The 21,918-nt window shown below is 63.0% G+C and carries 24 protein-coding genes and 3 pseudogenes; 15 read left to right on the forward strand and 12 right to left on the reverse strand.

Annotation, left to right across the window (positions count from 1 at the left end; translation table 11 throughout):
- The first annotated feature begins 89 nt into the window (after positions 1-89).
- From E1J61_RS33255 to E1J61_RS33290, 8 genes and pseudogenes are all read left to right on the forward strand, one after another.
- Positions 90-1,148, forward strand: coding sequence for a 3-keto-5-aminohexanoate cleavage protein (locus tag E1J61_RS33255; protein WP_133098082.1), 1,059 nt, complete (start codon positions 90-92; stop codon positions 1,146-1,148).
- Positions 1,149-1,258: 110 nt separating this feature from the next.
- Entirely contained in the window at positions 1,259-2,005 is a 747-nt protein-coding gene (locus tag E1J61_RS33260; protein ID WP_133098083.1) for an SDR family NAD(P)-dependent oxidoreductase, read from the forward strand.
- Between the two features lie 76 nt (positions 2,006-2,081).
- Positions 2,082-3,053 carry a quinone oxidoreductase gene (locus E1J61_RS33265; RefSeq protein ID WP_133098084.1) on the forward strand — a complete coding sequence of 324 codons (972 nt, stop codon included), beginning with the start codon at positions 2,082-2,084 and terminating at the stop codon, positions 3,051-3,053.
- 124 nt (positions 3,054-3,177) lie between these two features.
- Positions 3,178-4,158 (forward strand): tripartite tricarboxylate transporter substrate binding protein, encoded by a 981-nt coding sequence (locus tag E1J61_RS33270; RefSeq protein ID WP_133098085.1) that lies wholly within the window; start codon positions 3,178-3,180, stop codon positions 4,156-4,158.
- A gap of 12 nt (positions 4,159-4,170) precedes the next feature.
- Positions 4,171-5,019 (forward strand): TauD/TfdA family dioxygenase, encoded by an 849-nt coding sequence (locus E1J61_RS33275; protein ID WP_133098086.1) that lies wholly within the window; start codon positions 4,171-4,173, stop codon positions 5,017-5,019.
- Positions 5,020-5,181: 162 nt separating this feature from the next.
- Positions 5,182-5,817: pseudogene (locus E1J61_RS33280) on the forward strand (porin); the annotation flags it as partial.
- 68 nt (positions 5,818-5,885) lie between these two features.
- A complete protein-coding gene (locus E1J61_RS33285; protein ID WP_133098088.1) occupies positions 5,886-6,455 on the forward strand; it encodes an alpha/beta hydrolase in 570 nt (189 codons plus the stop codon).
- 99 nt (positions 6,456-6,554) lie between these two features.
- Positions 6,555-7,058 carry a hypothetical protein gene (locus E1J61_RS33290; protein ID WP_243737080.1) on the forward strand — a complete coding sequence of 168 codons (504 nt, stop codon included), beginning with the start codon at positions 6,555-6,557 and terminating at the stop codon, positions 7,056-7,058.
- 29 nt (positions 7,059-7,087) lie between these two features.
- Here E1J61_RS33290 and E1J61_RS33295 read toward each other — a convergent pair whose 3' ends face one another.
- The 7 genes from E1J61_RS33295 to E1J61_RS33325 all read right to left on the reverse strand — a co-directional run bounded on the left by E1J61_RS33295 (position 7,088) and on the right by E1J61_RS33325 (position 10,890).
- Positions 7,088-7,423, reverse strand: a complete 336-nt coding sequence (locus E1J61_RS33295; RefSeq protein ID WP_133098089.1) for a type II toxin-antitoxin system RelE/ParE family toxin — start codon at positions 7,421-7,423, stop codon at positions 7,088-7,090.
- Positions 7,423-7,707: a type II toxin-antitoxin system Phd/YefM family antitoxin gene (locus E1J61_RS33300; RefSeq protein ID WP_133098090.1), complete on the reverse strand. Its 285-nt coding sequence runs from the start codon at positions 7,705-7,707 to the stop codon at positions 7,423-7,425. Before E1J61_RS33300 ends, E1J61_RS33295 begins: the two co-directional genes overlap by 1 nt.
- A gap of 222 nt (positions 7,708-7,929) precedes the next feature.
- A complete protein-coding gene (locus tag E1J61_RS33305) occupies positions 7,930-8,991 on the reverse strand; it encodes a patatin-like phospholipase family protein (protein WP_133098091.1) in 1,062 nt (353 codons plus the stop codon).
- 53 nt (positions 8,992-9,044) lie between these two features.
- The gene (locus E1J61_RS33310) at positions 9,045-9,275 is read right to left on the reverse strand and encodes a hypothetical protein (RefSeq protein WP_207951294.1); all 231 of its coding nucleotides are present in this window, start codon (positions 9,273-9,275) and stop codon (positions 9,045-9,047) included.
- Positions 9,268-9,873, reverse strand: coding sequence for an NAD(P)/FAD-dependent oxidoreductase (locus E1J61_RS33315; protein WP_256376150.1), 606 nt, complete (start codon positions 9,871-9,873; stop codon positions 9,268-9,270). Before E1J61_RS33315 ends, E1J61_RS33310 begins: the two co-directional genes overlap by 8 nt.
- An 82-nt stretch (positions 9,874-9,955) precedes the next feature.
- Positions 9,956-10,465, reverse strand: coding sequence for a DoxX family protein (locus E1J61_RS33320; protein WP_207951295.1), 510 nt, complete (start codon positions 10,463-10,465; stop codon positions 9,956-9,958).
- A 98-nt stretch (positions 10,466-10,563) separates the two neighbouring features.
- Positions 10,564-10,890, reverse strand: coding sequence for a DUF2282 domain-containing protein (locus E1J61_RS33325; protein ID WP_133098092.1), 327 nt, complete (start codon positions 10,888-10,890; stop codon positions 10,564-10,566).
- A gap of 346 nt (positions 10,891-11,236) precedes the next feature.
- Here E1J61_RS33325 and E1J61_RS33330 point away from each other — a divergent pair, with 346 nt between their 5' ends.
- Both E1J61_RS33330 and E1J61_RS33335 read left to right on the forward strand, forming a co-directional pair.
- A complete protein-coding gene (locus tag E1J61_RS33330) occupies positions 11,237-11,935 on the forward strand; it encodes a response regulator transcription factor (RefSeq protein WP_133098093.1) in 699 nt (232 codons plus the stop codon).
- Between the two features lie 54 nt (positions 11,936-11,989).
- Positions 11,990-13,003: a cell wall metabolism sensor histidine kinase WalK gene (locus tag E1J61_RS33335; protein ID WP_243737084.1), complete on the forward strand. Its 1,014-nt coding sequence runs from the start codon at positions 11,990-11,992 to the stop codon at positions 13,001-13,003.
- 2 nt (positions 13,004-13,005) lie between these two features.
- Here the strand turns inward: E1J61_RS33335 and E1J61_RS33340 are convergent, their stop codons facing one another.
- A complete protein-coding gene (locus E1J61_RS33340) occupies positions 13,006-13,794 on the reverse strand; it encodes a DUF2063 domain-containing protein (protein WP_133098095.1) in 789 nt (262 codons plus the stop codon).
- The gene (locus tag E1J61_RS33345) at positions 13,778-14,638 is read right to left on the reverse strand and encodes a DUF692 domain-containing protein (RefSeq protein ID WP_133098096.1); all 861 of its coding nucleotides are present in this window, start codon (positions 14,636-14,638) and stop codon (positions 13,778-13,780) included. The genes E1J61_RS33340 and E1J61_RS33345 overlap by 17 nt, the downstream gene beginning before the upstream one ends.
- 296 nt (positions 14,639-14,934) lie before the next feature.
- Here E1J61_RS33345 and E1J61_RS33350 point away from each other — a divergent pair, with 296 nt between their 5' ends.
- Positions 14,935-16,197, forward strand: a complete 1,263-nt coding sequence (locus E1J61_RS33350) for a PAS domain-containing protein (RefSeq protein WP_133098097.1) — start codon at positions 14,935-14,937, stop codon at positions 16,195-16,197.
- A 370-nt stretch (positions 16,198-16,567) separates the two neighbouring features.
- Positions 16,568-16,798 (forward strand): hypothetical protein, encoded by a 231-nt coding sequence (locus E1J61_RS33355; RefSeq protein WP_133098098.1) that lies wholly within the window; start codon positions 16,568-16,570, stop codon positions 16,796-16,798.
- 65 nt (positions 16,799-16,863) lie between these two features.
- Here E1J61_RS33355 and E1J61_RS33360 read toward each other — a convergent pair whose 3' ends face one another.
- On the reverse strand, positions 16,864-17,775 hold the full coding sequence (locus E1J61_RS33360; protein ID WP_133098099.1) for a LysR family transcriptional regulator: 912 nt from the start codon (positions 17,773-17,775) through the stop codon (positions 16,864-16,866).
- A 100-nt stretch (positions 17,776-17,875) separates the two neighbouring features.
- Here E1J61_RS33360 and E1J61_RS33365 point away from each other — a divergent pair, with 100 nt between their 5' ends.
- Positions 17,876-19,048, forward strand: a complete 1,173-nt coding sequence (locus E1J61_RS33365) for a pyridoxal-phosphate dependent enzyme (RefSeq protein ID WP_133098100.1) — start codon at positions 17,876-17,878, stop codon at positions 19,046-19,048.
- A gap of 26 nt (positions 19,049-19,074) precedes the next feature.
- A complete protein-coding gene (locus E1J61_RS33370; RefSeq protein ID WP_133098101.1) occupies positions 19,075-20,043 on the forward strand; it encodes a tripartite tricarboxylate transporter substrate binding protein in 969 nt (322 codons plus the stop codon).
- Between the two features lie 676 nt (positions 20,044-20,719).
- On the opposite strand, the pseudogene E1J61_RS33375 reads toward E1J61_RS33370, so the two are convergent.
- Positions 20,720-21,003, reverse strand: a pseudogene (locus tag E1J61_RS33375) (type II toxin-antitoxin system RelE/ParE family toxin).
- Positions 20,990-21,286, reverse strand: a complete 297-nt coding sequence (locus E1J61_RS33380; protein ID WP_022540171.1) for a type II toxin-antitoxin system RelB/DinJ family antitoxin — start codon at positions 21,284-21,286, stop codon at positions 20,990-20,992. The pseudogene E1J61_RS33375 and the gene E1J61_RS33380 overlap by 14 nt, the downstream one beginning before the upstream one ends.
- A gap of 491 nt (positions 21,287-21,777) precedes the next feature.
- Here E1J61_RS33380 and E1J61_RS33385 point away from each other — a divergent pair.
- Positions 21,778-21,918 (forward strand): annotated as a pseudogene (locus E1J61_RS33385) (IS5/IS1182 family transposase); the annotation flags it as partial.

Consider the following 21,918-nt stretch of genomic DNA (forward strand, 5'->3'; position numbering starts at 1 on the left):
GAGACATGAATGTCGTGAAATGAGAGACAGCGCCCAACCCGGGATGACTAGACTAATCCCGTGAATCGACGATGAACAAGGAGATAGAAATGCAATTTCTGGATGACTCGCTGCACCCCGAGAACATGGACAAGGTGGTCATCACCGTGGCTCCGTACGGCCCGGAGTGGATGCCGGAAGATTTCCCCGAAGACATCCCCGTGACCATGGAAGAGCAGATCCAGAAAGCGGTGGATTGCTATGAGGCCGGCGCCAGCGTGCTGCACCTGCACGTACGTGAGCCGGATGGCAAGGGGTCCAAGCGCCTGTCCATGTTCAACGAACTGATCGCCGGCGTGCGCAAGGCGGTGCCGGACATGATCATCCAGGTCGGCGGCTCGATCTCGTTCGCACCGGAAGATGAAGGCCAGGCCGCGAAGTGGCTGGATGATGACACGCGTCACGCGCTGGCGGATCTCGACCCCAAGCCGGACCAGGTGACGGTAGCACTCAACACCATCCAGATGAACATCATGGAGTTGATCTACCCGGAGTTCTACGAGAACACGCACATGGCCAACCCGGCCGTCTACGACGCCTACCGTGAAATGATCGTTCCGGCCGGCCCGGCCTGGGCGGAAGAGCACCTGCGCCGCCTGCAGGAAGCCGGCATCCAGCCGCACTTTCAGCTGGTGGGCATGCATGCGCTCGAAACGCTGGACCGCATGGTGCGCAGGGGCCTCTACAAGGGCCCGCTGAACCTTACCTGCATCGGCATCGGTGGCGGCCACCACGGACCGCATCCGTACAACCTGTTCGACTTCATCCAGCGGGCGCCGGACGGCTGCACCATCACCTCGGAGTCATTGTTCAAGAACGTACTGCCGTGGAACACGATGGCGCTGGCAATGGGTATGCACGTGCGCTGCGGCATCGAGGACACCCTCATCGATCAGCACGGCAATCGCTTCACCTCGGTGCAGCAGATCCAGCAGACCGTGCGTATCGCCAAGGAGTTGGGCCGCGAGATCGCCGATGGCAAGGAAGCGCGGGAAATCTACCGCATCGGCACCTGGTACGACGATGTCGATGAAACCCTGGCCGCCAACGGCATGACCCCGAACCGCAAGCCTGGTGTCAAGAACGTGCCGCTGCGCAACGCAGCCTGAGCCGCCGGCTACGGCGCAGACAATGAATCGATCCGGTTGATGTGTGCACTCCAGCCTGAATTGGTGCAACTGGATCGATCTGTTTTGACTTGATTCAAATAGGGAATGTCATGACTCGTACCGTCGTTCTCGTTACGGGAGCCACGTCTGGAATCGGCCGCGCAACCGCGCTTGCATTTGGCCGTGATGGGGCACAAGTGGTTTGCTCCGGCCGCAATGCCACCGCAGGCGCCGCACTTGTGTCACAACTCCGGGAGCTCGGTGCCGAAGCCGAGTTCGTGCCCGCTGACGTAGCTAATGAGGAGCAGGTCCGCCAACTTGTCGAGCACACCGTCACCCGCTTTGGACGGCTCGATGTCGCAGTGAACAGTGCCGGGACGGAAGGCACGCCAGGGTCGATCGTTGACCAGACGGTGGAGTCCTATGCAGCGACCTTCGACGCCAATGTCCTTGGGACGTTCCTGAGCATGAAGTACGAGTTGCGCGTCATGCTGGAGCAGAAGGAGGGCGTTGTGATCAACCTCTCCTCCACCATGGGAAGCCGCGGCAACGCACAGAATCCGATGTATGTGGCCAGCAAGCACGCAATCGAAGGCTTGACCAAGGCCGCAGCACTCGATGCGGCCAGATCGAATGTACGAGTGAATGCGGTTGCCCCTGGACCGATCGAGACCGGGATGCTGGATCGCATCGCGGGAGGCGCCGAGAAAGTTGCGGCAGTTGCCGCGAGTATCCCGGCGGGTCGCATCGGGACCCCGGAGGAGGTCGCCGACGCCATCGTGTTCCTGGCCTCCCCACGGTCCAGGTACATAACGGGCCAGATTGTCGCAGTCAATGGCGGCAAGACAGCGATGTAGTCGCCGACGCGCTGGGCAGTGGGATTGCCCCCGGCGCGCTCAGAGGCAATAAGCAAAGAATTTCAGGAGACAAGTCATGGCAAAAGCAATCCGGTTCTACGAGACGGGCAGCGCAGACGTGCTCAAGCTCGAGACCGTGGAAGTCGGCAACCCCGGCCCCGGCCAGGCGCGCGTGCGGCACAGCTACATCGCCGTCAATTTCATCGATATCTATTTCCGCACCGGCCACTACCCGCTGGACCTGCCCAATGGCCTCGGCTCTGATGCCGTGGGTGTGGTCGAGGCAGTGGGCCCCGGCGTCACCGACATCCGCGTGGGCGATCGCGTGGGCTACCTGCTCGGCCCGCAGGGCGCCTACTCGGACGTGCGGGTCATGCCTGCCGAGTGGCTGATCCCGCTGCCGGACGGCGTCTCCGACCGCGTCGCCTCGACGCTCATCATGAAGGGCATGACGGCGCAATACCTGTTCCGCCAGGTCTACCCGCTCAAGGGCGGCGAAACCATCCTCTATCACGCCGCAGCCGGCGGCGTGGGCCTGATCGCCTGCCAGTGGGCACGCGCGCTTGGCGTGAACATGATCGGGACGGTCAGCACCGACGAGAAGGCGGAGCTTGCCAGGGCCAACGGCTGTTCGCACGTCATCGTCACCTCGCGCGAGAACATCGTCGATCGCGTGATGGAAATCACCGACGGCAAGAAGGTTCCGGTGGTGTTCGATTCGGTCGGCAAGTCGACGCTGGACGCCTCGCTGTCCTGCCTGCAGGTGCGCGGCACGCTGGTCAGCAACGGCACGACTTCTGGCCCCGTCGAGATCGACAGCCGCACGCTCGCGGCGAAGGGCTCGCTCTGGGTCACGCGTCCGGCCATGGTCCACTATGCCACCCCGCGCTCGCACATGCTCGCCATGGCCAGCGAGGTGTTCGACATGGTGATAGCAGGAAAGATCACCAGCGAGCCGAAGCAGCAGTTTGCGCTGGAAGAGGCCGCGCAGGCCCATCGCGCGCTGGAAAACAGGCAGACGAGCGGTGCCACCGTACTGGTGCCGTAAAGCCGTCCCGTAGTCCCTCCCATGCCGCGGTCGCTTTTTCCCCCCTCGCCGGGGCGAGGGTGGGGGACGGCTGCGCCCTCGAAAGCAAGTTCACATTGCTGGAAACACCGAGATGGAGACAAAGATGTCAGTCCGACCTGCCGTTCTGCGCGTGCGCCGCGTCGTCGCCGCATCGATCCTTGCACTTGCCATGCCCGCCGCCATGGCGTGGACCAACAAGCCGGTGCGCGTACTGGTGCCAGCGCCTGCCGGCGGCACGATGGACGTGATGGCCCGCATACTGTCCGAACAACTCACGGCAGACCTGGGCCAGCCCGTGGTTGTCGACAACAAGCCGGGTGCCGGCGGTGCCATCGCGGTCGGCGCATTGCTGGCGGCGCCGCCCGATGGCCAGACCATCCTGGTGTCGGCGACCAACGTGTTCGCGGAAATCCCGCACGCGATGAAGGTGCCTTACGATCCGATGAAGGACGTGAAGCCGGTTGCGGCCGCGGCCAGGTCGACCCTGCTGCTCGTCAGCGCGCCCGGCCTGCCCGCCAAGGACCTGCCGGGGCTGATCAGCTACGTGAAAGCGCATCCGGGTAACCTGAGCTTTGCCACCTACGGCCCGGGCACGGCCTCGCAGTACGCCGGCATGATCATGAACCAGAAGGCGGGGATGGATCTCCAGAACATCCCGTTCGCGGGATCGCCGCAGGCCCTGACGCAGGTGATGGGCGGGCAGATCGCCGTGATGTATGACGGCATGGTGACATCGCTGCCATACCTAAAGGCGGGCAAGCTCAAGGCCTATGCCGTGGCCGCCAGGCAGCGCTTGCCGATGCTCCCGCAGGTGCCGACCTTCGCCGAACTGGGCTATCCGGAGGTTGACTTCAGCAACTGGACCGGCGTGTTCGTGTCGTCCACGGTGCCGGCAGAGCTGACCGAGAAGATCCAGGCCGCGGTCCACAAGGCAGCCTCCAGGGCCGGCGTGCAGGAACGGATTGCCGCGCTCGGGTTCGAGCCGCTGCAGCCGCAGAGCCTTGGCCAGCTCAGCCACGATCTGCGCGCCGATTTCGATCGCAACGCCCGCATCGTGAAGACCTTCAACCTCCAGCCGCAATGACATCCATCGACCATGCGAGTTGAACAACTTACCTGTGCGATCGGCGCGGAACTCATTGGGGTCAGCCTGGCCGATGCGATCCATGATGATGGCCTGTTCGCCGGCATCCGCGAAGCGCTGCTCAAACACCGCGTGCTGTTCCTGCGCGACCAGGACATCACGGCTGCCCAGCACGTGGCCTTTGCGCACCGCTTCGGGGAGTTGGAGGATCACCCCGTGACGGGCAGCGACCCGGAGAATCCGGGGTTGGTGCAGATCTACAAGACGCCGGCCAACCCGCCGGATCGCTACGAGAACGCCTGGCACACGGATGCGACCTGGCGCGAAGTGCCGCCGCTTGGCGCCGTGTTGCGGTGCCGGGAGTGCCCGCCAGTCGGGGGCGACACCATGTGGGCCAACATGGTGCTTGCGTACGAGAACCTGCCCGGCCACGTCAAGGAGCAGATCGCCGACCTGCGGGCGCGTCACAGCATCGAGGCGAGCTTTGGCGCCGCCATGCCAATCGAGCGGCGCCTGGCGCTGAAGAGCCAGTTCCCTGACGCCGAGCACCCGGTGGTGCGGACCCACCCGGAGACTGGCGAGAAGGTGCTGTTCGTCAACGGATTTACCACTCACTTCACCAACTTCCACACGCCGGCGCGCGTGCGCTTCGGGCAGGACCACAGCCCCGGCGGCGCCGACCTGCTGCGCTACCTGGTCACGCAGGCCTATATCCCCGAACACCAGGTCCGCTGGCGCTGGACGAAGAACAGCGTGGCCATCTGGGACAACCGTTCGACCCAGCATTACGCCGTCATGGACTATCCGCCGTGCCACCGGAGGATGGACCGCGCCACCATCGTCGGAGACCGTCCTTTCTGATCACAGCAGGCCGCCGCATACCGGGAGGGTGCTGGCTGCCGATCGTTGAACTGGGGGGCGGATTGCACGACCCATCCCCCCTGTAGTAGCGGCGCACCAGACGCCGGAAGTCGTAGTGACTGAGCCTGAGAACAATCAAATGAAAACGATGAACCATGGAGGATGGCGCACTGGTCGTTCGGCGTCGGTACGACGCTGCCGCAGATCAATCCCGGTATTCCCACGTTGGGCGGCAACGGCGAAGTGCCGGGCCAGTCCCGCCGGGATTCGGCCTACGGTGCGGGCGTGACCTACATGAACGGCCCGCTCGGGCTGGGCGTTGCCTACGACCAGTGGAACCCGACGATCGGCACGAGCAACGGCACGTTGAAGAAGGCGGCCGTCATGGCCAGCTATGCGATTGGCGCGGGTAAGTTGATGGGCGGCTACCGCTGGGGGCAGAACAAGGACCAGACCGGCAGGGAGTTCCTGCGCGACGACTTCTACTGGATCGGTGGCCAGTACCGCGTGTCGGCTGTGCTGGACTTCACGCTGGAGTATGACTACCAGAACCTGAAGAATGTCGGCGGCAACACGCACGCGGCAAATCCGTGGCAGATCGCTCTGATCGCCGACTACGCGCTCTCGAAGCGGACTGACGTGTATCTGACCACTGCGTATACCCGCAACGCAGGCCTGACCATGGACTCGGCAGCGAGCGGCTTCGCTACCAGCCTGGCGCTGGGCAATAGCTACTCGCTGTCCAATGGGCAGAAGTCCATGTTCGGTGCGGCCGTGGGCATCCGCCATATCTTCTGACCGTTGCGTACATCCCGCAGGGCAGGGAGCGATCACGCTCCGGATCTCAACCGAGGAAATCGATTTCCATGACTTCTACCAACCTGCCGACGGTCGTGATTGTTCCCGGTCTTCGCGACCACATGCCGGAGCACTGGCAAACGCTGCTCGCCGAACAACTGCAAGCGCAGGGAAGGGCAGTGCAGATCGTGCCGCAGATCGACCATGACAAGGCCCTGCGCAGCGCCAGGGTGGCGAACCTCGAGCGCGTCGTCAGCGGCATCGAAGGGCCGATCGTCCTGGTGGCCCATAGCATGGGATGCTGCATCACCGTGCACTGGGCGCAGCAGACGACGCGCGAGGTCCAGGGCGCTTTGCTCGCGGCCCCCGCCGACCTCGACACGCCCCTGCCCGCCGGCTACTCCGATCCGCAGACGCTGGCTGCCAACGGCTGGACGCCGCTGCCCAGGGCGCGCCTGCCGTTCCCGAGCATCGTGGTCGGCAGCCGCAACGACCCGATCGGAGGATTCGAGCAGGTCCACGCCCTTGCGCAAGCCTGGGGTAGCCGCTTCGTCGATGGCGGCGACATCGGCCACCTCTCGCCGCTCGACGGATATGGCAACTGGCCGAAAGCCGCGGAGTTGCTCCGCGAGCTGTGACATTCATCATTCATTGCGTCTCCACTCCGGGTGCCGACCTCCGGTCCTGATGACACTTTCCACGGCAGCCGGGCTTCGGAGGTTCCACAGGCAACGCCTGTGGAACCTCTTCTTTGTTTTCAACAGGCTGTCGCGATCGAAGCGGTGGACTGCCCCCGGCAGGATCCGGGGCGAACGCGGTGGCGAACCTTAACGGTGCGGTATATTCAGAGCTTCGAGAACACGCGCAAGACAGACGGCATGGCTCACAAATCCATTCGGGTATCGCATGTTGGCGTACCCGGCGACCTAAGCGTCCTGAAACTGAAGGGCTATCTGAAATCCGCACTCGCGGGTGTGGCGCAAAGCGCCGCCGACGATGAGATCCTGCTGGTCAAGGTACTGGTGCCACGATCGCTCGGTCTGCAAGCCGGTGAAAAACTATTGGACAAGATCTTGCAGGGGATCGTTGACAGAGATTCACGCGTAAGCCGGGTATCAGTGGAATTTGTCGACGGCGAAGTCACACCAGAGAAGATCGCGGAAAGCCAGGTGCGAACGCAAAAGGAAATTGACGCCTACGGCCACCTGCTTCAGTCGACGGACAACGAACAACCGGATTGACCAGGGTTCGCGACGCTGGTCGTCTCTTCTTACACCTGCAGGATGATTTTTTGTAGCAGGGCAGTCAGATCTCGACGCTGATCTATGATCAAGTGCACAAAAATGGTGTCATCCCTGACTTCATAAATAATGCGATTTTTTCCGCAATGCACTTCGCGGAACCTGTTCGCGGTTAGCCCACTGAGTTCATCGACAATGTGCCCGCATTCGGGAAACTCCCGGATGCGAGTCATGGACGCCTGGATCTGAGCATATGAGTCTTCCCAGGCGGCCATGCCAAATGCGTCCACCACATAGCGGCGCACCCGCTTCAGTTCGGTTTTACCGCTGTCGAGAAGCTTTGCCTTCAGCAATTTGGAGGCCATCAGCGCTGCTTCTCTTTCCGGTCCAGTTCGTCCAGCTCTGCGAACACCTCATCGATGTCGGAAAACTTCTCCTGCTCGATCTGCTTCTGCCCCAGGGCCAGAATCTTTAGCAGGGCTAATGTCTGCCGGTCGGATTCGTAGCTGCGCACGTCTTGGACAACGAGCTTGGCTTCGCCGTTTTGGGTGATGATTAATGGTTCACCGGATTCAGCGAGGTCCTTGACGATCTGCGCGGCTTCACTCTTGAGATAGCTGATCGGCTTGACGTGATCGGCGATTCGCATCGCACCCTCCTGTGGATGACATGGCTGGACCGAATATAGTCCGTTAACAGTCTTTCGTCAACGTTGCCCGACTCGACGCCGTACTCGGGCGGCCGCGCGGTTCCCCAAAAATGAAAATCACTATCCGCGTTGAGGTCACCTCGGATATTGCGAAACCGCCACTTCTAGGTGCGTAATTGAAGAGATCGGCGCCGTCCGTTGCGGCAGCGCTGCGTGGTTGGATCAAAGAAATTCCTGTTGCAGGTCGACGGTGCACCGTTCACCGATGGCGTCATAGTTCTGCTGTAACCAGCGCCCCGCCTGGTCCCGGCCCTGGTCGCGCAGGTAGCAAAGAAAGTCCCAGTCCGCGTTGAGCTTGCTGGAGACGCCGAGCGCCATCATGGTCTGGTCGGATCGGATCGAGTGGATCAGCATTTCCTTCATGTCCCCGCCGCGGACCTTGCCATCCTGGATCAGTCGGGTGACAAAGCTGATCGCGCGCAGTTCGCGGATCAACGAGGAATTGAAGCTGACCTCGTTGATGCGGTTGAGGATCTCCGCGGCGGTCTTCGGCACACCCTTGCGCACGATGGGATTGATATGGACGATCACCACGTCACGTGCGCCGCAGTTGTATATCAGCGGGAAAATGGCCGGGTTGCCGACATAGCCACCGTCCCAGTAGTGTTCGCCGTCGATTTCGACGGCCTGGAACAGGAACGGCAGGCAGGCCGACGCCAGCACCGCCTTCAGTGAGATGTCGTCGCGTGAGAACACGCGTATCTTCCCGTTCTCGATGTTGGTCGCGCACAGGTAGAGCTGGATCGGGCAGCGCTGGTTCAGCGCGTCAAAGTCAACATGGCGGGCTAGTACATCGCGCAGCGGGTTGAAATTGAGCGGGTTGAACTGGTAGGGCGACAGCACCCGCAGCGTGATGTCCGTCAACAAGTACATCGGCGAGTAATCGAGCCCATAGCCACTGGACAGCCAGTATTCCCATGGCAGCTTGCGGAACGGGCTGTGGACGCGCGCGGTGCTGGCAATATCGCGCCAGAAGTCGTGCAGGGCGGTGCGGGCGCGGGGCGGCCCGCCCTGGAGCAGGCCGTACGCGAGTACCGCGGCGTTCATCGCGCCGGCACTGGTCGCGCTGACGCCCTCGATCGCCAGCCGGCCGTCTTCTAGCAGGCGATCCAGCACGCCCCAGGCAAAGGCACCATGGGCTCCTCCGCCCTGCAACGCCAGCGTGACCGGCTTCACGGCCTGGCTGGGTTGGCCGGACTCTTGCACTCCAGTATCGGTCGGCATGGCGTGTCTCTAGTGCTGTGTCCAGCCACCATCCATGGCGAGCTCCGTGGCGGTCATGGAGGCGGCATTGTCTGTTGGATGCCTGCGTTATTGACGATGAGGTCAACCTTGCCGAACTCGGTAGCTGCAAATTCCGCCATGTCGCGAACCGGTTTAGGCCGGCGCGCCGGCGAATAGCGCACAACGCACGCCGTACCCGCCCCGTGGATGGCAAAGGCGTGCGCAACGCCAAGCACGATACCTCTGCTGTAGCCGGTAACGATAGCGGATCTTCCTTTAAGCATGTTGATCTCCGGTTAGCGTCGGGGTAGGGTGGGGCGCCCGCGGTACGCCGGAAGCTTTATGCTTTGCCATGTGGGCCCAGAGACGCAGCTTGCGGCCGAGGGTCGGCATACGCATCAGGTATAGCGCACGCCAGGCCAGCCAGGCCGGCAAGCCGGAGAAGCTGAAGCCATAGACCTGGGCAACGCCCTTCATATGCCCGATGCTGGCCATTGCGCCTTTGCGATCGGTGGCGGCATTGGCCACGCGTGCGCAATCGCCGATGGCCCACAGTCCGGGCATGCCGCGCACCGACATATCCGGGTTGGTCTCGATGCGTCCGCGCCGGGTGGCCAACGCGAGATTGCGCTCGAGCGTGGCGACCAGCGGATTCGGCTTGGTGCCGACCGTGCAGATCACCGTCGCGCCCTCGATCCTTTCGCCGTCTGCGAGCACCACGGTGTCGGCTTCGCAGCGGGCGGCGCGGGTGCCGAGCCTGAGCCGGATGCCGCGCGCGGCCATATGGCGTGCCGCGGCCAGGCCAAGCGAGGCGGGCAGCTCGGGAAGGAGTTGTGCGGTGTCCGCTTCTCCAGCGCCTGGGCCTGCGTGGTGCCGGCGAATCCGCCACCGACAATGACGATGTTGTTTTCTGCAAGCATGACGGTTCCTTGTTCGCCCTGGGACGGCGCGTGTGACTGTCGAGCTAGTGGCTGGCTTTGCCGCGCAGCAGGAAGCGGTCGATCAGGTGGTCCAGCGACAGCTGCCCGGGGCCATGCAGCAGCGTGACCAGCAGCAGCAGCCCCCAATACTGGTGGTCCTTCAGGCCAACTTCGCCCAATCCGGGATACGAGATCACTGCGACGATGTTGAAGACGAACAAGGCCAGCGCGGCGGCCCGCGTGCCGAGCCCGAGCACGAGCAGCACCGGCAGGCTCAGCTCTGCGGCGGTACCAAGATAGGCGGCCAGGGCCGGGTTCAGGAGCGGCACGGTGTACTCGCTTTCGAACAGCGCAAGCGTGGTGGACCAGCTGGCGAGCTTGGTCAGCCCGGACTGGAAGAACACCAGGCCGATCAGGACACGAATGCCGAGATCGAGCACGGGAGCCAGGGTTTGCAGCAGGCGGATTGCCGCCTGTGCGGCGGTAATGATGCGCGAAGACTTTTTGCCGCCCACATCCAGCGGCGCGGACGACAGGGGGGTAGTGCATTTCATTTTGGGCCACCTTGCGAAGCGGTCAAGGACGGGGGCAGGCCGGGGTAGCCGTGACGCGGTGACGCGTCACGGCATTCCGCTGCAGGCTCGGGTGCCGTTCAGGCCGGGGAGGCCGCCTTGGCGGTCGGGCTGAGCTCGCCGCTCTTGCCACCTGGCTTGGCGAACTCGGACGTCTGCAGCCGGCCCCCGGAGATTTTTTCGCAAGTGCCCTTGGGCACGAGGATCCAGGCCTCCGCGTCACGATCGACCTTCGCTGTGGCAGCACAGGAGCTCTTGCTGGTGCCGCAGTCGTTCTTGCCGGCCTTGGCAATGCCGGCGCATTTTTCATGGCTGCCCGCCGCGGCCATGGCCTGGGAGGTGGCGCCGGCAATACCAAGCGCCAGCATGCCTGCAATGGCACCGCGGATGATTTGATCGCTGTTCATGATGCACACTCCGTATTCGGTTGGGTTCAGGACAGGAGGGGAGGGATACCTGTCTCTGGATGGCAGTATGGAAAGGCGAATTCACGCTGGTTTCCCTCAGATCTCAAATATTCGTCACAAGGCACGGGCGAGAGCGGTCGAGGTTGGGGGCGGGCGGCGGGGGACGACGGGAGAGCAGGCGAGGCCGGCCGCCACGCCGACGGATGGCTTTCCATCCACGAAATGCGTTCTAGAATGATCTAGTGTCTGACGTCTGACGGACACGCGGGGCTGCGCGGGCCGCAAGCCAGGAGGCCCGCGACGGTCTCGCCGACATGCCGCACGTTTTCAACGATGAGGTGACACCATGTCGCGCCAGGTGCTGGTGATCGAGGACGACGCGGATATCGCCGAGCTGGTACGCCTGCAGGTGAGCGGCCTGTCCTGCGACGTGAAGGTGATCAACCACGGCCGGGCGGGACTGGACGAAGCGCTCAGCCATCCCTATGACCTCGTCATCCTTGACCTGATGCTGCCGGGTGCCGACGGGCTGGAGATCTGCCGGCGCCTGCGCGCGGAGCCGCGCTATACCCCGATCCTGATGCTCACGGCACGCTCCACCGAACTCGACAGGGTGCTGGGACTGGAGATGGGCGCCGACGACTACCTGACCAAGCCGTTCAGCGTCCTCGAGCTGACCGCACGGGTCAAGGCGATCTTCCGTCTGGTCGACACCCTGGTCAATCCGCCATCGGATCGTCCCAGAACGGTGCAGGTCAAAGCCCTGCACATTGATATCGACAAGCGCGAAGTGAACGTGCGTGGCGCGCCTATCTGCCTCACCGCCAAGGAATTCCAGCTGCTGCTGTACTTTGCCAGCAATCCGGGACGCGTTTTCAGCCGTGCCCAACTGCTGGACCAGGTCTGGGGCTATAGCCATAGTGGCTACGAGCACACTGTCAGCTCACATATCAACCGGCTGCGCGCCAAGATCGAGCTCGATCCCAATGCGCCGGAGTACATCCAGACCGTATGGGGCGTGGGCTACAAGTTCAGCAACACGTAAGGGGCAGGGGGCCTCATGTTCCGAACCCTGTACGGGAGAGTGGCAATCGTGCTGATGGTGGTGTTCATCACCATTGGCGCGCTGATGATCCTTGCCTCACAGAAGATGATCGAGACGCAGCGCCTGCTCGAACTGGCGACCGACCTCATCATCGGGACGGTTGCCTTCAGCCTTGTGGCGGCGCTGATCGTGTTCCGGCTGTTGACGGTGCGTTTGCGCGTGCTGTCCGACGCCATTGAGGCATTCCGCGCGGGCGGGTTTTCCACGCCGGTGCGACTGGCGCAGGGCAGCCGTGCGGACGACGAGATCCAGAAACTCAGCACGGCCTTCGAGGAGATGTCCGAGCGCATCGTCACCCAGCTTGCGCAGTTGGGACAAGTGGATCAGCAACGGCGCGAACTGCTTGCCAATGTTTCGCACGACCTGCGTACGCCGCTCGCGTCGATGCAAGGTTACCTGGAAATGCTGCTGCTGAAGGCAGAAGAAATGACGCCCGATGACCGCAACCGCTACCTGCAGGTGGCCACCAGGCACTGCGAGCGCCTTGGCAAGCTGGTGCAGGACCTGTTTGACCTGACCAAGCTCGAAGCTCAAGAAGTCCAGCCGCGGCTGGAACGCTTCCCGTTGTCTGAACTGGCGCAGGACGTGGTGCAGAAGTTCGCCCTGGCGGCAAACAAGCGGGGGCTGGCCTTGCTGGCGACGTCGGGTCCGGGCTGCCCTCCGGTGAACGCCGACATCGGCATGATCGAGCGGGTGCTGGAGAACCTGATCGAGAATGCCATGCGCTATACGCCTGCCGGCGGCAAGATCAGCGTCGATGTGCAGCCGGTGGGGGAGCGTGTGGAACTGACCGTGCGAGACACCGGCGAGGGCATCGACGCGAGCCAGGTGCAGGGTGTCTTTGACCGTTACTATCGCGTGGAGCGTACGGAGTCCGATAATGGCAGCCATGTCGGCCTGGGCCTCGCCATCAGCCGGCGTATCGTACAGTTGCACGGCGGCGAGATCCGCGTGTGCAGCGCGCTCGGCCAGGGCACTGCCTTCACGATCGACCTGGAACGAGGATAAGGTCAGGCGGCGCGTACTTCAAAATCATGGATCGTCGCGTCCAGGATGCGACGCTCAAGAAAGCCGGCCAGCGCGAAGTCGGGCGCGACTTGCAGCGCCTGTCGATAAGCCGGCTCCAGCGCGGCACCGCCATGCAGCGCTTCGAGCATGGCGTATTCCCCAACCTCCAATGACTGCGCTTCAACCGCAAAGCCGCTGCGCCTGACCAGCAACCAGTCGCCGCCGCTGCCGGCGTCGATCTCTGCGTCCTCCTCGGCGTCCGGCTGGTTCGACTGCCAGATGCGCAATACGGGGAACGGCGACGCGAGCAAGCGGCAGGCCGGGGCCAGCCGCAGCTGCAGGCACGTCGCCTCGGCCTCGGCGAGTGTGCCTAGGGTGGCGAGGCGATCGAGCGTCAGCGGCGCCGCGTCGGCAGCGTGAAAGGCTTCATGCATGAGCCACTCCAGCCTGGCCACATCAGGCAGGTAGCGCAAGCCAGCAGCCGGCTCGAATTGTGCGAGGAAATCTGGAAAGCTCTGGCCGAAGCGCTGGATATCACCGCTGGTGGAGGGGCAGGCCCGGATATACCGGCCAGCCGTGGCATCAAAGAACCGCTGGCCCACCAGGCACGAAATCACGGGGAATACGGCGCCCAGGGCCTCGCACAGGTTCTGGTGTACGTTGCCCGCGTAGACGTCGAGGCATCGTTGCGCGTCAATGGCCCCATCGACGATATAGCCGGCGAGAGCTGTCGGGTCCTGCCCGAACAGCGCCCGGGCAAAGCGGGTCTGGATCTCATGCAATGAAGGCATCTTCAATCTCCAGCATCTGATCGGCCCTGCGGGCTTCGTCCAGCAGCACTGAGAGCGCGGGAATGTCGGTATCCCACTCGATCAGCGTGGGCAGCGGGCCAAAGCGGGCGAGCGCATGGCGGTAGAGATGCCATACGGGCTCGGCCACGCGCTGGCCGTGGGTATCGATCAGCATGCCATCGATGACGTCAAAGCCAGCCAGGTGGATCTCCCTCACCACGCCCAAAGGGATCGCATCGATATAGCTCAATGCATCGCTACCGTGGTTCATCGCGTTCACGTAGATGTTATTGACGTCGAGCAGGATGCCACATCCTGTCCGCGCTACCAGCGCCGCCAGGAATTCGGGTTCGGCAATCGTGGAGTGAGTGAATCGGAGGTAGCTGGTGATGTTCTCCACCAGCAACGGCTGTTGCAGGTAATCCTGGACTTCCGCCACATGGGCGCACACGATCGCGAGCGATTCTTCGGTGTAGGGGAGGGGCAGCAAGTCATTGAGGTAGCGATCACCGATGCGGCCCCAGCTCAGGTGTTCGGATACCAGCCCTGGCTCGAAGCGCCGGATCAGGGCCGCCAGACGACGCAGGTGATCGCGATCGGGCCGATCCGTCGCGCCCAGGCACAGGCCTACGCCATGCAGGCTCAGCGGGTAGGCGGCGCGCACCTGCGCGAGGTAGTGCAGGGGCTGGCCGCCGTCACCGAAGTAGTTCTCACTATGGACTTCGAACCACCCTGTGCGCGGCGTTTGCGCGAGGACCTGGCGATAGTGTGGTGCGCGCAGGCCGATCCCGGCCCGGGGCGGGACGGCGGCGCCGAAGTCAGGCAAGGGGCTGGTGCATCGCATCGCAAGTCCTGTCGGTCGTGGTTGTCCTCCGTACCACTCTCGCCGACAAAGATCACGAAACCCTCACGGCGCCTTCAATTAACTCCGCCGATCGCAGGGAGAAAGGGCGCTGGCGATGCCGCCGCACTGGTTGGTGACGAATTCGTGGACTATGTTAGGTAGGGCTTGCGGCGACGCGTCACGAGGTACGGAGCCGGCATCGCGTGTTTCCACTGAGGCCGCTTAAGCTGTCAAGCAAAAAGCACTTGTTGTGGATGCCAGGCCGCACCGGTTGGCGCCACAGAAAGAGAGCCAAGATGGGCCTGAAAGCAAAGCTGCTGCTGCCGCCGGCATTGATCAGCCTGGCGCTGGTGGCTTATCTTCTGGTCGGCTGGGTGCCCGGAGCCGGCCCTCCCGGCACGCGTTCGGGCATTGTGCTGGTGGTTGCGGTCGGCTTGGCACTTATGCTCGGCATCCTCGCGCTTGCCGTTCACGCCTTCTGGCGACGTCCGCTGGACGCGTTGTTACGCACTTGCGTCACCTCCGTGGCCTCACGCAATGCGGGCGCCGGGCAGGACAGGTTCCCTGATGAGTTCGAGCAGATTCGCCAGGTCGTTACGGATTTGCGCGCGTGCGTCGAAGCCGCGCAAACCGAACTGGCGTTGTCCATGCAGCAGCGCCGGCAGCAGGAGGTCGCGCTGCGCTCGAGCGAGGAGCGCTACGCCCTGGCCATGCGTAGCGCCGACGATGGCATGTGGGAATGGAATCTCCAGACCAACGAATTCCATCTCTCCGAGCGCTGGAAGGCCATGCTCGGCTTTGAGGACGACGAACTGCCAGACACCCTGCAGGCCTGGACGGAACGGCTTCATCCCGCCGATCGGGTCGCCGTTGAGCAGGCAATCGCGCGGCACGTCGAGGGTGCAAGCCCGCGCTATCAACAGCAGTGCCGGTTGATGCACAAGGACGGACACTACCGGTGGGTCAATTCCCTGGGCAGCGCCATCCGTCATGCCAACGGCAAGCCATTGCGGTTAATCGGCATGGATACCGATGTGACGCGCATCAAGCGTGTCGAGGACATACTCAGGCACATCGTCGAGGGGACTTCCGGCACCTGTGGCGACGAATTCTTCCGCGCGCTTGTCCGCCATTTCGCTGCCGCGCTCGATGTCCCGTGCGCTTTCGTGACGGAATGCACAGGGTGGCCACCGCGGCGGGTCCACACGCTGGCCTTCTGGTTCAAGGACGCGTTCCGCGACAACGTCGAGTACGACCTGGCCGGCACCCCTTGCGAGGCGGTGTTCGAGCAGGGCTTGCCTGTGTTCTACCCAGAGGGTATCGGCAAGCTGTTTCCGCGGGAGCAGGGCTTCGAATGCTATTACGGTCTGCCGATTCAGGACAGCCAGGGCAAGGTCATCGGCCACATGGCCTTCCTCAACATTCGAAAGATGCATGAGGAAGAAGTCCTGATGGACTACGTGTACCGCATCTTTACCGCGCGCGCCGCCGCAGAGATAGAGCGCAAGGCGGTTCTCGAACACCTGACCCGCACGCAGGTGGCGTCCGCTGACCGGTAGCGCAGCGACGCACGGCGCGAGACCGACGCACGCGCGCGCGATGTCCGAGCGCCAGACGGCCCCCGCTAGCGCAGGCTTAAGTCCGTTCTTGCCACCGTCCCACGCCCACGTCGCATGGCAGCCCGTTGATCGCTCCTGGAACGCGATGCGGTGGCACCTCGCATGCCATGGTGCGCCGTGACAAAAATTTGATCTTTAACGGACAAAGCCGTGAGGTCCGTTGCGCACACTACGTACCAAGGACAGGCGATTAGCCTGTTCGAGGCTAAACCCGTCGCGGATCGTCATCAGGCTATCCCAGGCTGCTTGAGTTGCAGCGCACTGATCATATCGGACGGCACTAGGTAGTTGCCTGAAAAGGAGATGGAAAATGTCAAAGCAAATCTTGTTGCTGATGTCGGCGGTTGCCGCCTTCGGCGGCGCCGGTGTCGCGCATGCTGGCATCGGCATGCGTGATGTCTATACCGATGGCGCCAGGATTGGGACGCAAGATATCTATACCAATGGCGGCAGAGCAATCATCGATCGCCCAGACGTGTTCCTGGATGGCGCGAGAATTACTAACCGCGATGGCTTGATCGAGGAAGGCGCTCAAAGGTAATTGCCGCCTGATCAGAACAAACTACGGGGCGCTCCGCATGAGCGCCCCGCGTTGCTACGCAGTTATCACTGCAGAGCAGCCAGGCGCTGACGGCACAGGCTTACGAACTGCTGGGCCGCAGTGGATTGGCCTTGGGTCGGATGAAAGGCAAGGATTGCCCGGAACCGAACGGGCGCGGTGAGTGGTACGCTTCGCAGCCCGAGGGCTACGTAGATACGGGCCACCAATGGATTGGTGATCGCGAGGCCAGCGCCGGCCAAGGCGAGGGAACACTGCGTGTGGCTATAAGGTGTGGTTGCCACGAAACGCGGCTCGATGCCGAGCTCGGCAAAGCACGCTTGCAGCCGGCGTTGCGCAGGATCCGCAGCGTCCAAGCCGATTAACGGTACGTCGATCAGATCCTCGATTCCGACCTTTGCGCGCGTCGCGAAAGGATGCGTCGCGGGCGCGACGCAAACGGCCTGCACTGAATAGAATTCGGACGCAGTCAGACCACTGGTGTCCGCCTCGTCGCCCATGAACGCGATATCGAGTTCGCGTTGAAGCAAGCGTTCGCGCAAGCCCCGCGAGCTGTCGACCTCCAGCTGGCAACGAACGCGGGGATAGCTGTAAATGAAATCGGCCACCGAAGACGGCATCACGCTGGACGCCATGGCGTGCAAGGCCCCCACGCGCAGGACCGTGTCTTCGTGGGAACGCAATTGATCGATCTTGCGTTGCACAGCGTTAAGCCCGACATAGACGCGCTCGACTTCGTCCATCAGCGACGCCGCCTCCGGTGTCGGCACCATACGGCCTTTGGTTCGATCGAACAGTCTTAACCGCGCTGCGTTTTCCAGTTGTAGCACGATCTGTGTCACGGCGGGCTGGCTGATGTGCAACGCTTCGGCGGCCCGGCGCGCCGATCCCAGACGCATCACCATGCGAAACACCTCGATTTGCCGAGCGCTGATCACGATGTCGGCGGCTGTTCCCATATCCACCCTATAAGTTTTACTTAACTTGATTATCGAAACGCCCGCGTTGCCCCAGGGTGCCTTCGCATAGACTCAGGTCACTATCACCTGGGCTTCTACCATGCGCGCCAGCCACTCTCCGCATCTCACCGAACCGCTTGTCAACCCGGCGATGCACGCCCTGCAATGCATTACGTGTCACGCCCAATATCCGGTCAGTGACATGCCGGAAGGGTGCACGGCCTGCGCAAGCGCTGGCCGGCCAAGCAGTCTCGAAGTGGTCTACCACCTCCAGGCACTGGATTTTGCACCAAAAAGCGGAAGTTATATGTGGGGGCATTGGCAGCCCTACCTGGAAGGCGTGTCGCTGGGAGAGGGCGCCACGCCATGCGTGCCGGTTCGGACCCTTGCTTCGCTAGCAGACGTGGCCTCCATCTGGCTCAAGAATGAAGGCGCAAATCCTACGGGATCGCACAAGGATCGCATGTCGGCGCAGGCCGTAAGCCGGGCTCTCGATATTGGCGCGAGCGAGGTGGTACTGGCGTCAAGCGGCAACGCCGCAGTCTCGGCCGCGGCCTATTGCGCCGCCGCGGGTCTGGCCTGCGAAGTCGCGACCTACCAGGCGCTTCCATCCGTGTTTGACGCGGCGTTGCGCTATTACGGCGCACGGCGTGTTATTTGCGACAACGGTCACGCGCGATGGGAACATGTCCGCCGCCGCGTCAAGGAGGCGGGAGCCTTTGCGCTGACCAACTATAGCGTGCCCGCAGTGGGCAGCCCGGTATTTGGTGTTGAAGGTTACCGCGCTGTCGCACTGGAGTGGGTGGTTCAAGGATGCCGCCCCGACCATGTCATGGTGCCAACAGCGCGGGGGGATTTGTTGTGGGGCATCTATAGCGCGCTGCGGGACCTCGTCGCCCTGGGGCACGTCTCGAAGATGCCTCGCCTTTGGGCGATCGAGCCGTTTCCACGGCTTTCGCGCGTGCTGGCGGGCGCGTCGCAGCAGTCCGACTTCCCAGGCGCGACCCAACAATTTTCCACCGCCGGGTCAACCGTTACTGCCCAGCAGGTCCACGCAGTCAGGCAATCGGGAGGTGGCGCGGTGGTCATCGATGACGCTGCAGCACGCGCGGGCACCCGCCAACTCGCTGCCGCCGGTTTTTGGGTCGAACTGTGTGCGGGGGCGGGGCTGGCTGCCGCGCAAGCGCTGCGTGCCGACGGGCGCATCGACAAAGCGGAAGCCGTCATGCTGATGCTGACTGCACGCGGCGAACGCGATCCGGGACAAGCATGATTTCCAAACAACCTGCGGGGCCACTCATGAGCTTGCGTTCTCCATTTATTGCCATCACTTTTTGCCTCTCCTCGCACGTGCCGTCGGCCCTGGCCGCCTATCCTGAAAAGCCGATTCGATTGATCGTGCCCTGGGCTGCCGGTGGCAGTACCGATGCACTGGCCCGTGCGTTGGCACAACGCATGAGCGAAACGATGGGCCAGCCTGTCGTTGTCGACAATCGCGCGGGCGCTTCCGGCCGCATCGGCGCCGACATGTTGGCAAAGTCGGCCCCTGACGGCTACACGCTGGGTGTCATTGAACTGGCGCATACCGTTGCACCGTCCGTGTTCCGCCAGATTTCATACGATGTGTTGCGCGACTTTGCGCCCGTTTCATTGCTTGGCGAGGCACCCCTTGTCTTGTTCGTGGATAGCACGCACTATCGAGCAGGCGACATCCAACGGTTCCTTGCGGACTCACGCAAGGCAGGAATGCCCCTGCAGCTTGCCACAAGCGGGAACGGCACAATTAGCCATCTGGCCGCCAAGATGCTGGAAACCCAGACTGGGATCCCGGTCGATGCCGTGCCATATCGGGGCTCGGCGCCGGCGCTGACCGATGTGTCTGCGCAACTGGTCAAAGGCCATTTCGCAACCCTGGCAAGCGGCAGCAGCCTCCTTGGTGGCAGTAAGATCTCGGCGCTGATGGTGACTGGTCCGGCGCGTGTGTCTTCGCTTCCTGGCGTTCCCACTGCGGCAGAAGCCAAGCTTCCGGGATTGCAGGTCAGCCAATGGTGGGCCCTGGTGGCACCCGCGCGAACACCCTCGACCGTCGTGAGCAAGCTGGCGGGCGAAGTCCGCTCGGCATTGGCGAGTCCGCAGACCAAAGCACGGCTCGACAGCCAGGGTATCGATCTCAAAGCATCGTCACCTGCTCAACTCGGAGATCGGCTTCGCGAAGAGGTGGATCGTTGGGCGAGCCTGGTGAAACAAGCTGGCATTCAACCCGAATAAGCGGCGTCGGCTGCTTCGTCGCACCCGCCCCCCGCCCCAAGTGATGGACCGCGTCCCGGGGGTAGCTGGCCGCAACCTACCGGGTTCCGTGCCCGGCCAGCACTAGAACGGGAAGCGCGCACAGCGGCCGTGGTGCCTGGGCTGGGCAGGCCACGATGGTGGAGGGCGCCCTTGAAATCCCCCGCGAATGCCTGGCGACTCACCGGTATGCCTGCGGGGCGCCAGCGGCGGAACAGCCGACGTCGTGCATTGAGAGTGGCGTGCTTCACCGTCGGTTGCCGGCCGCGTTGCCCGGCATGCCTGTTGCGAACATCGGACCGGGATGTTCCCGAGCGCTTTGAGCACTGATGGGATTAAGTCCTTATAAATGCAATTAACTGCCCACTAGCGAGTTCTCCAGACTTTGTGTTGCGTCAGGCGAGCTGCGGACCGCCTGACTCTCGGAGTCACATACAACGCGTGGCAACAATCTCAACAAGGCAGTCGACGAGCTGCCGCGACGATCAGCGTCGAAGCCGGCGCGCCGTGTTTGCGCGTCCTGGACGCGACGTCAGGCAGCGTTAGTGCTTGGATGTTTCAGGTGGTCTGTCACGCAAAAGGCTGGTGGGTTCGCCGAGGGCGAAGCCGACGTAGCGGCAGGGCGGCGCACCCATTTTTTGGTCAGTCCTCGCCTGGCTCAACCGGGCGACGGCCATTGCTGCGCGGCATGGAGTACCCGCAGGATCCGGATGGAGGTGGCATCCACGGCGTACACGACCAGGTAGTTGGCCGCCACGACCATCTCGCGCGTGCCCGCGACGCGGCCGGCTCGGTAGAGCTCGGGGTGTTCCGGCAGCCGTGCCGCTTTCGCTTCGAGGCGTCCTTCAGGCTCTGGGCCGCATCCGGATTATCATCCGAGATGTAGTCAACGATGGCGAGAAGATCGGCCCTGGCCCACCGCGTCCATTCAACCGCGCGCACGGCGTTTCCGGTCGATCAGCGCCTGAACGTCGTCCATGACCTGGTCATGCGGGAGCGGCGGGGCCGGGTCGGTCAGCGCTTGCTGGACCTTGGCGCGGAACCAAGCATCATAGGTCTCGGGATCCGTCGTCAGACCGGGCGGCAGCCCGCCCTCCTTGGCGATCCGTGTCAACAGGATGCGAACTGCGTCGGACACGGTTAGCCCGACGCTGGCAAGGTTTTGCGTGGCCCGGGCTTTAAGGTCGTCGTCCACCCGGATGTGCAACATTGAAGTATGCGCCATGGAAATCTCCTATGCTTGGACCTGCATTATGCATCTCAATTGAGATACAACCAAGGGGTGAGCGCGGGACCGTGGTATCCGCATGCGCCACGCCACGTTCAGGCGCGATCACGGTGCCAAGGCGGGGCACTCGAGCTGGGCTGGAGGGGCTGCGGTCGCGCATCTGGCCGCCTCGCCGCGGCCTCCTTGGTCTAGCCCATGGGGCCAACGGGCCCAGCCGACGTCCAGCCAAAATGTGCCCTATTATCAACATAACGCCAGAAGAGCGATTTTTTGCCGGCTGCTGGAAGGTTACGTTAATGGGCAGGGCGGACGTTTGTTGGCGCCGCCCAGCCGGCCGTCGACGCACCGGGCTCGAAAGAAACGGCAGCATCGAAATGCGCTGGCGAGAACATCTGACGCTCTAGCAGGCCGCTGAAATACCTCCGGTGGACGTCAGCGCGACAACTGGCTGAAGCGTTGATTTGAGGAGCCCATCCAACTCCACTTTCATGCGCGGCGCAGATACCTTCACAGAAAGTTTGTTCACTATGCGGAGGCTGGATGATTTCGTGCCGAAGTCCCACCCGCTGCGCTCGATCCGCGCCATGGCCAACCAGGCGCTGGTAAAGATGGACCGGTTGTTCGCACAG

The organism is Cupriavidus sp. L7L (genome assembly GCF_004353535.1).
In the GTDB taxonomy this organism is placed as follows: domain Bacteria; phylum Pseudomonadota; class Gammaproteobacteria; order Burkholderiales; family Burkholderiaceae; genus Cupriavidus; species Cupriavidus oxalaticus_A.

Bases quoted from the DNA above. Each gene is read 5' to 3' on its own strand.
- E1J61_RS33255 (WP_133098082.1), top strand. From the start codon at position 90: ATGCAATTTCTGGATGACTCGCTGCACCCCGAGAACATGGACAAGGTG.
- E1J61_RS33260 (WP_133098083.1), top strand. From the start codon at position 1,259: ATGACTCGTACCGTCGTTCTCGTTACGGGAGCCACGTCTGGAATCGGC.
- E1J61_RS33265 (WP_133098084.1), top strand. From the start codon at position 2,082: ATGGCAAAAGCAATCCGGTTCTACGAGACGGGCAGCGCAGACGTGCTC.
- E1J61_RS33270 (WP_133098085.1), top strand. From the start codon at position 3,178: ATGTCAGTCCGACCTGCCGTTCTGCGCGTGCGCCGCGTCGTCGCCGCA.
- E1J61_RS33275 (WP_133098086.1), top strand. From the start codon at position 4,171: ATGCGAGTTGAACAACTTACCTGTGCGATCGGCGCGGAACTCATTGGG.
- E1J61_RS33285 (WP_133098088.1), top strand. From the start codon at position 5,886: ATGACTTCTACCAACCTGCCGACGGTCGTGATTGTTCCCGGTCTTCGC.
- E1J61_RS33295 (WP_133098089.1), bottom strand. From the start codon at position 7,423: ATGGCCTCCAAATTGCTGAAGGCAAAGCTTCTCGACAGCGGTAAAACC.
- E1J61_RS33300 (WP_133098090.1), bottom strand. From the start codon at position 7,707: ATGCGAATCGCCGATCACGTCAAGCCGATCAGCTATCTCAAGAGTGAA.
- E1J61_RS33305 (WP_133098091.1), bottom strand. From the start codon at position 8,991: ATGCCGACCGATACTGGAGTGCAAGAGTCCGGCCAACCCAGCCAGGCC.
- E1J61_RS33310 (WP_207951294.1), bottom strand. From the start codon at position 9,275: ATGCTTAAAGGAAGATCCGCTATCGTTACCGGCTACAGCAGAGGTATC.
- E1J61_RS33320 (WP_207951295.1), bottom strand. From the start codon at position 10,465: ATGAAATGCACTACCCCCCTGTCGTCCGCGCCGCTGGATGTGGGCGGC.
- E1J61_RS33325 (WP_133098092.1), bottom strand. From the start codon at position 10,890: ATGAACAGCGATCAAATCATCCGCGGTGCCATTGCAGGCATGCTGGCG.
- E1J61_RS33330 (WP_133098093.1), top strand. From the start codon at position 11,237: ATGTCGCGCCAGGTGCTGGTGATCGAGGACGACGCGGATATCGCCGAG.
- E1J61_RS33335 (WP_243737084.1), top strand. From the start codon at position 11,990: ATGGTGGTGTTCATCACCATTGGCGCGCTGATGATCCTTGCCTCACAG.
- E1J61_RS33340 (WP_133098095.1), bottom strand. From the start codon at position 13,794: ATGCCTTCATTGCATGAGATCCAGACCCGCTTTGCCCGGGCGCTGTTC.
- E1J61_RS33345 (WP_133098096.1), bottom strand. From the start codon at position 14,638: ATGCGATGCACCAGCCCCTTGCCTGACTTCGGCGCCGCCGTCCCGCCC.
- E1J61_RS33350 (WP_133098097.1), top strand. From the start codon at position 14,935: ATGGGCCTGAAAGCAAAGCTGCTGCTGCCGCCGGCATTGATCAGCCTG.
- E1J61_RS33355 (WP_133098098.1), top strand. From the start codon at position 16,568: ATGTCAAAGCAAATCTTGTTGCTGATGTCGGCGGTTGCCGCCTTCGGC.
- E1J61_RS33360 (WP_133098099.1), bottom strand. From the start codon at position 17,775: ATGGGAACAGCCGCCGACATCGTGATCAGCGCTCGGCAAATCGAGGTG.
- E1J61_RS33365 (WP_133098100.1), top strand. From the start codon at position 17,876: ATGCGCGCCAGCCACTCTCCGCATCTCACCGAACCGCTTGTCAACCCG.
- E1J61_RS33370 (WP_133098101.1), top strand. From the start codon at position 19,075: ATGAGCTTGCGTTCTCCATTTATTGCCATCACTTTTTGCCTCTCCTCG.
- E1J61_RS33380 (WP_022540171.1), bottom strand. From the start codon at position 21,286: ATGGCGCATACTTCAATGTTGCACATCCGGGTGGACGACGACCTTAAA.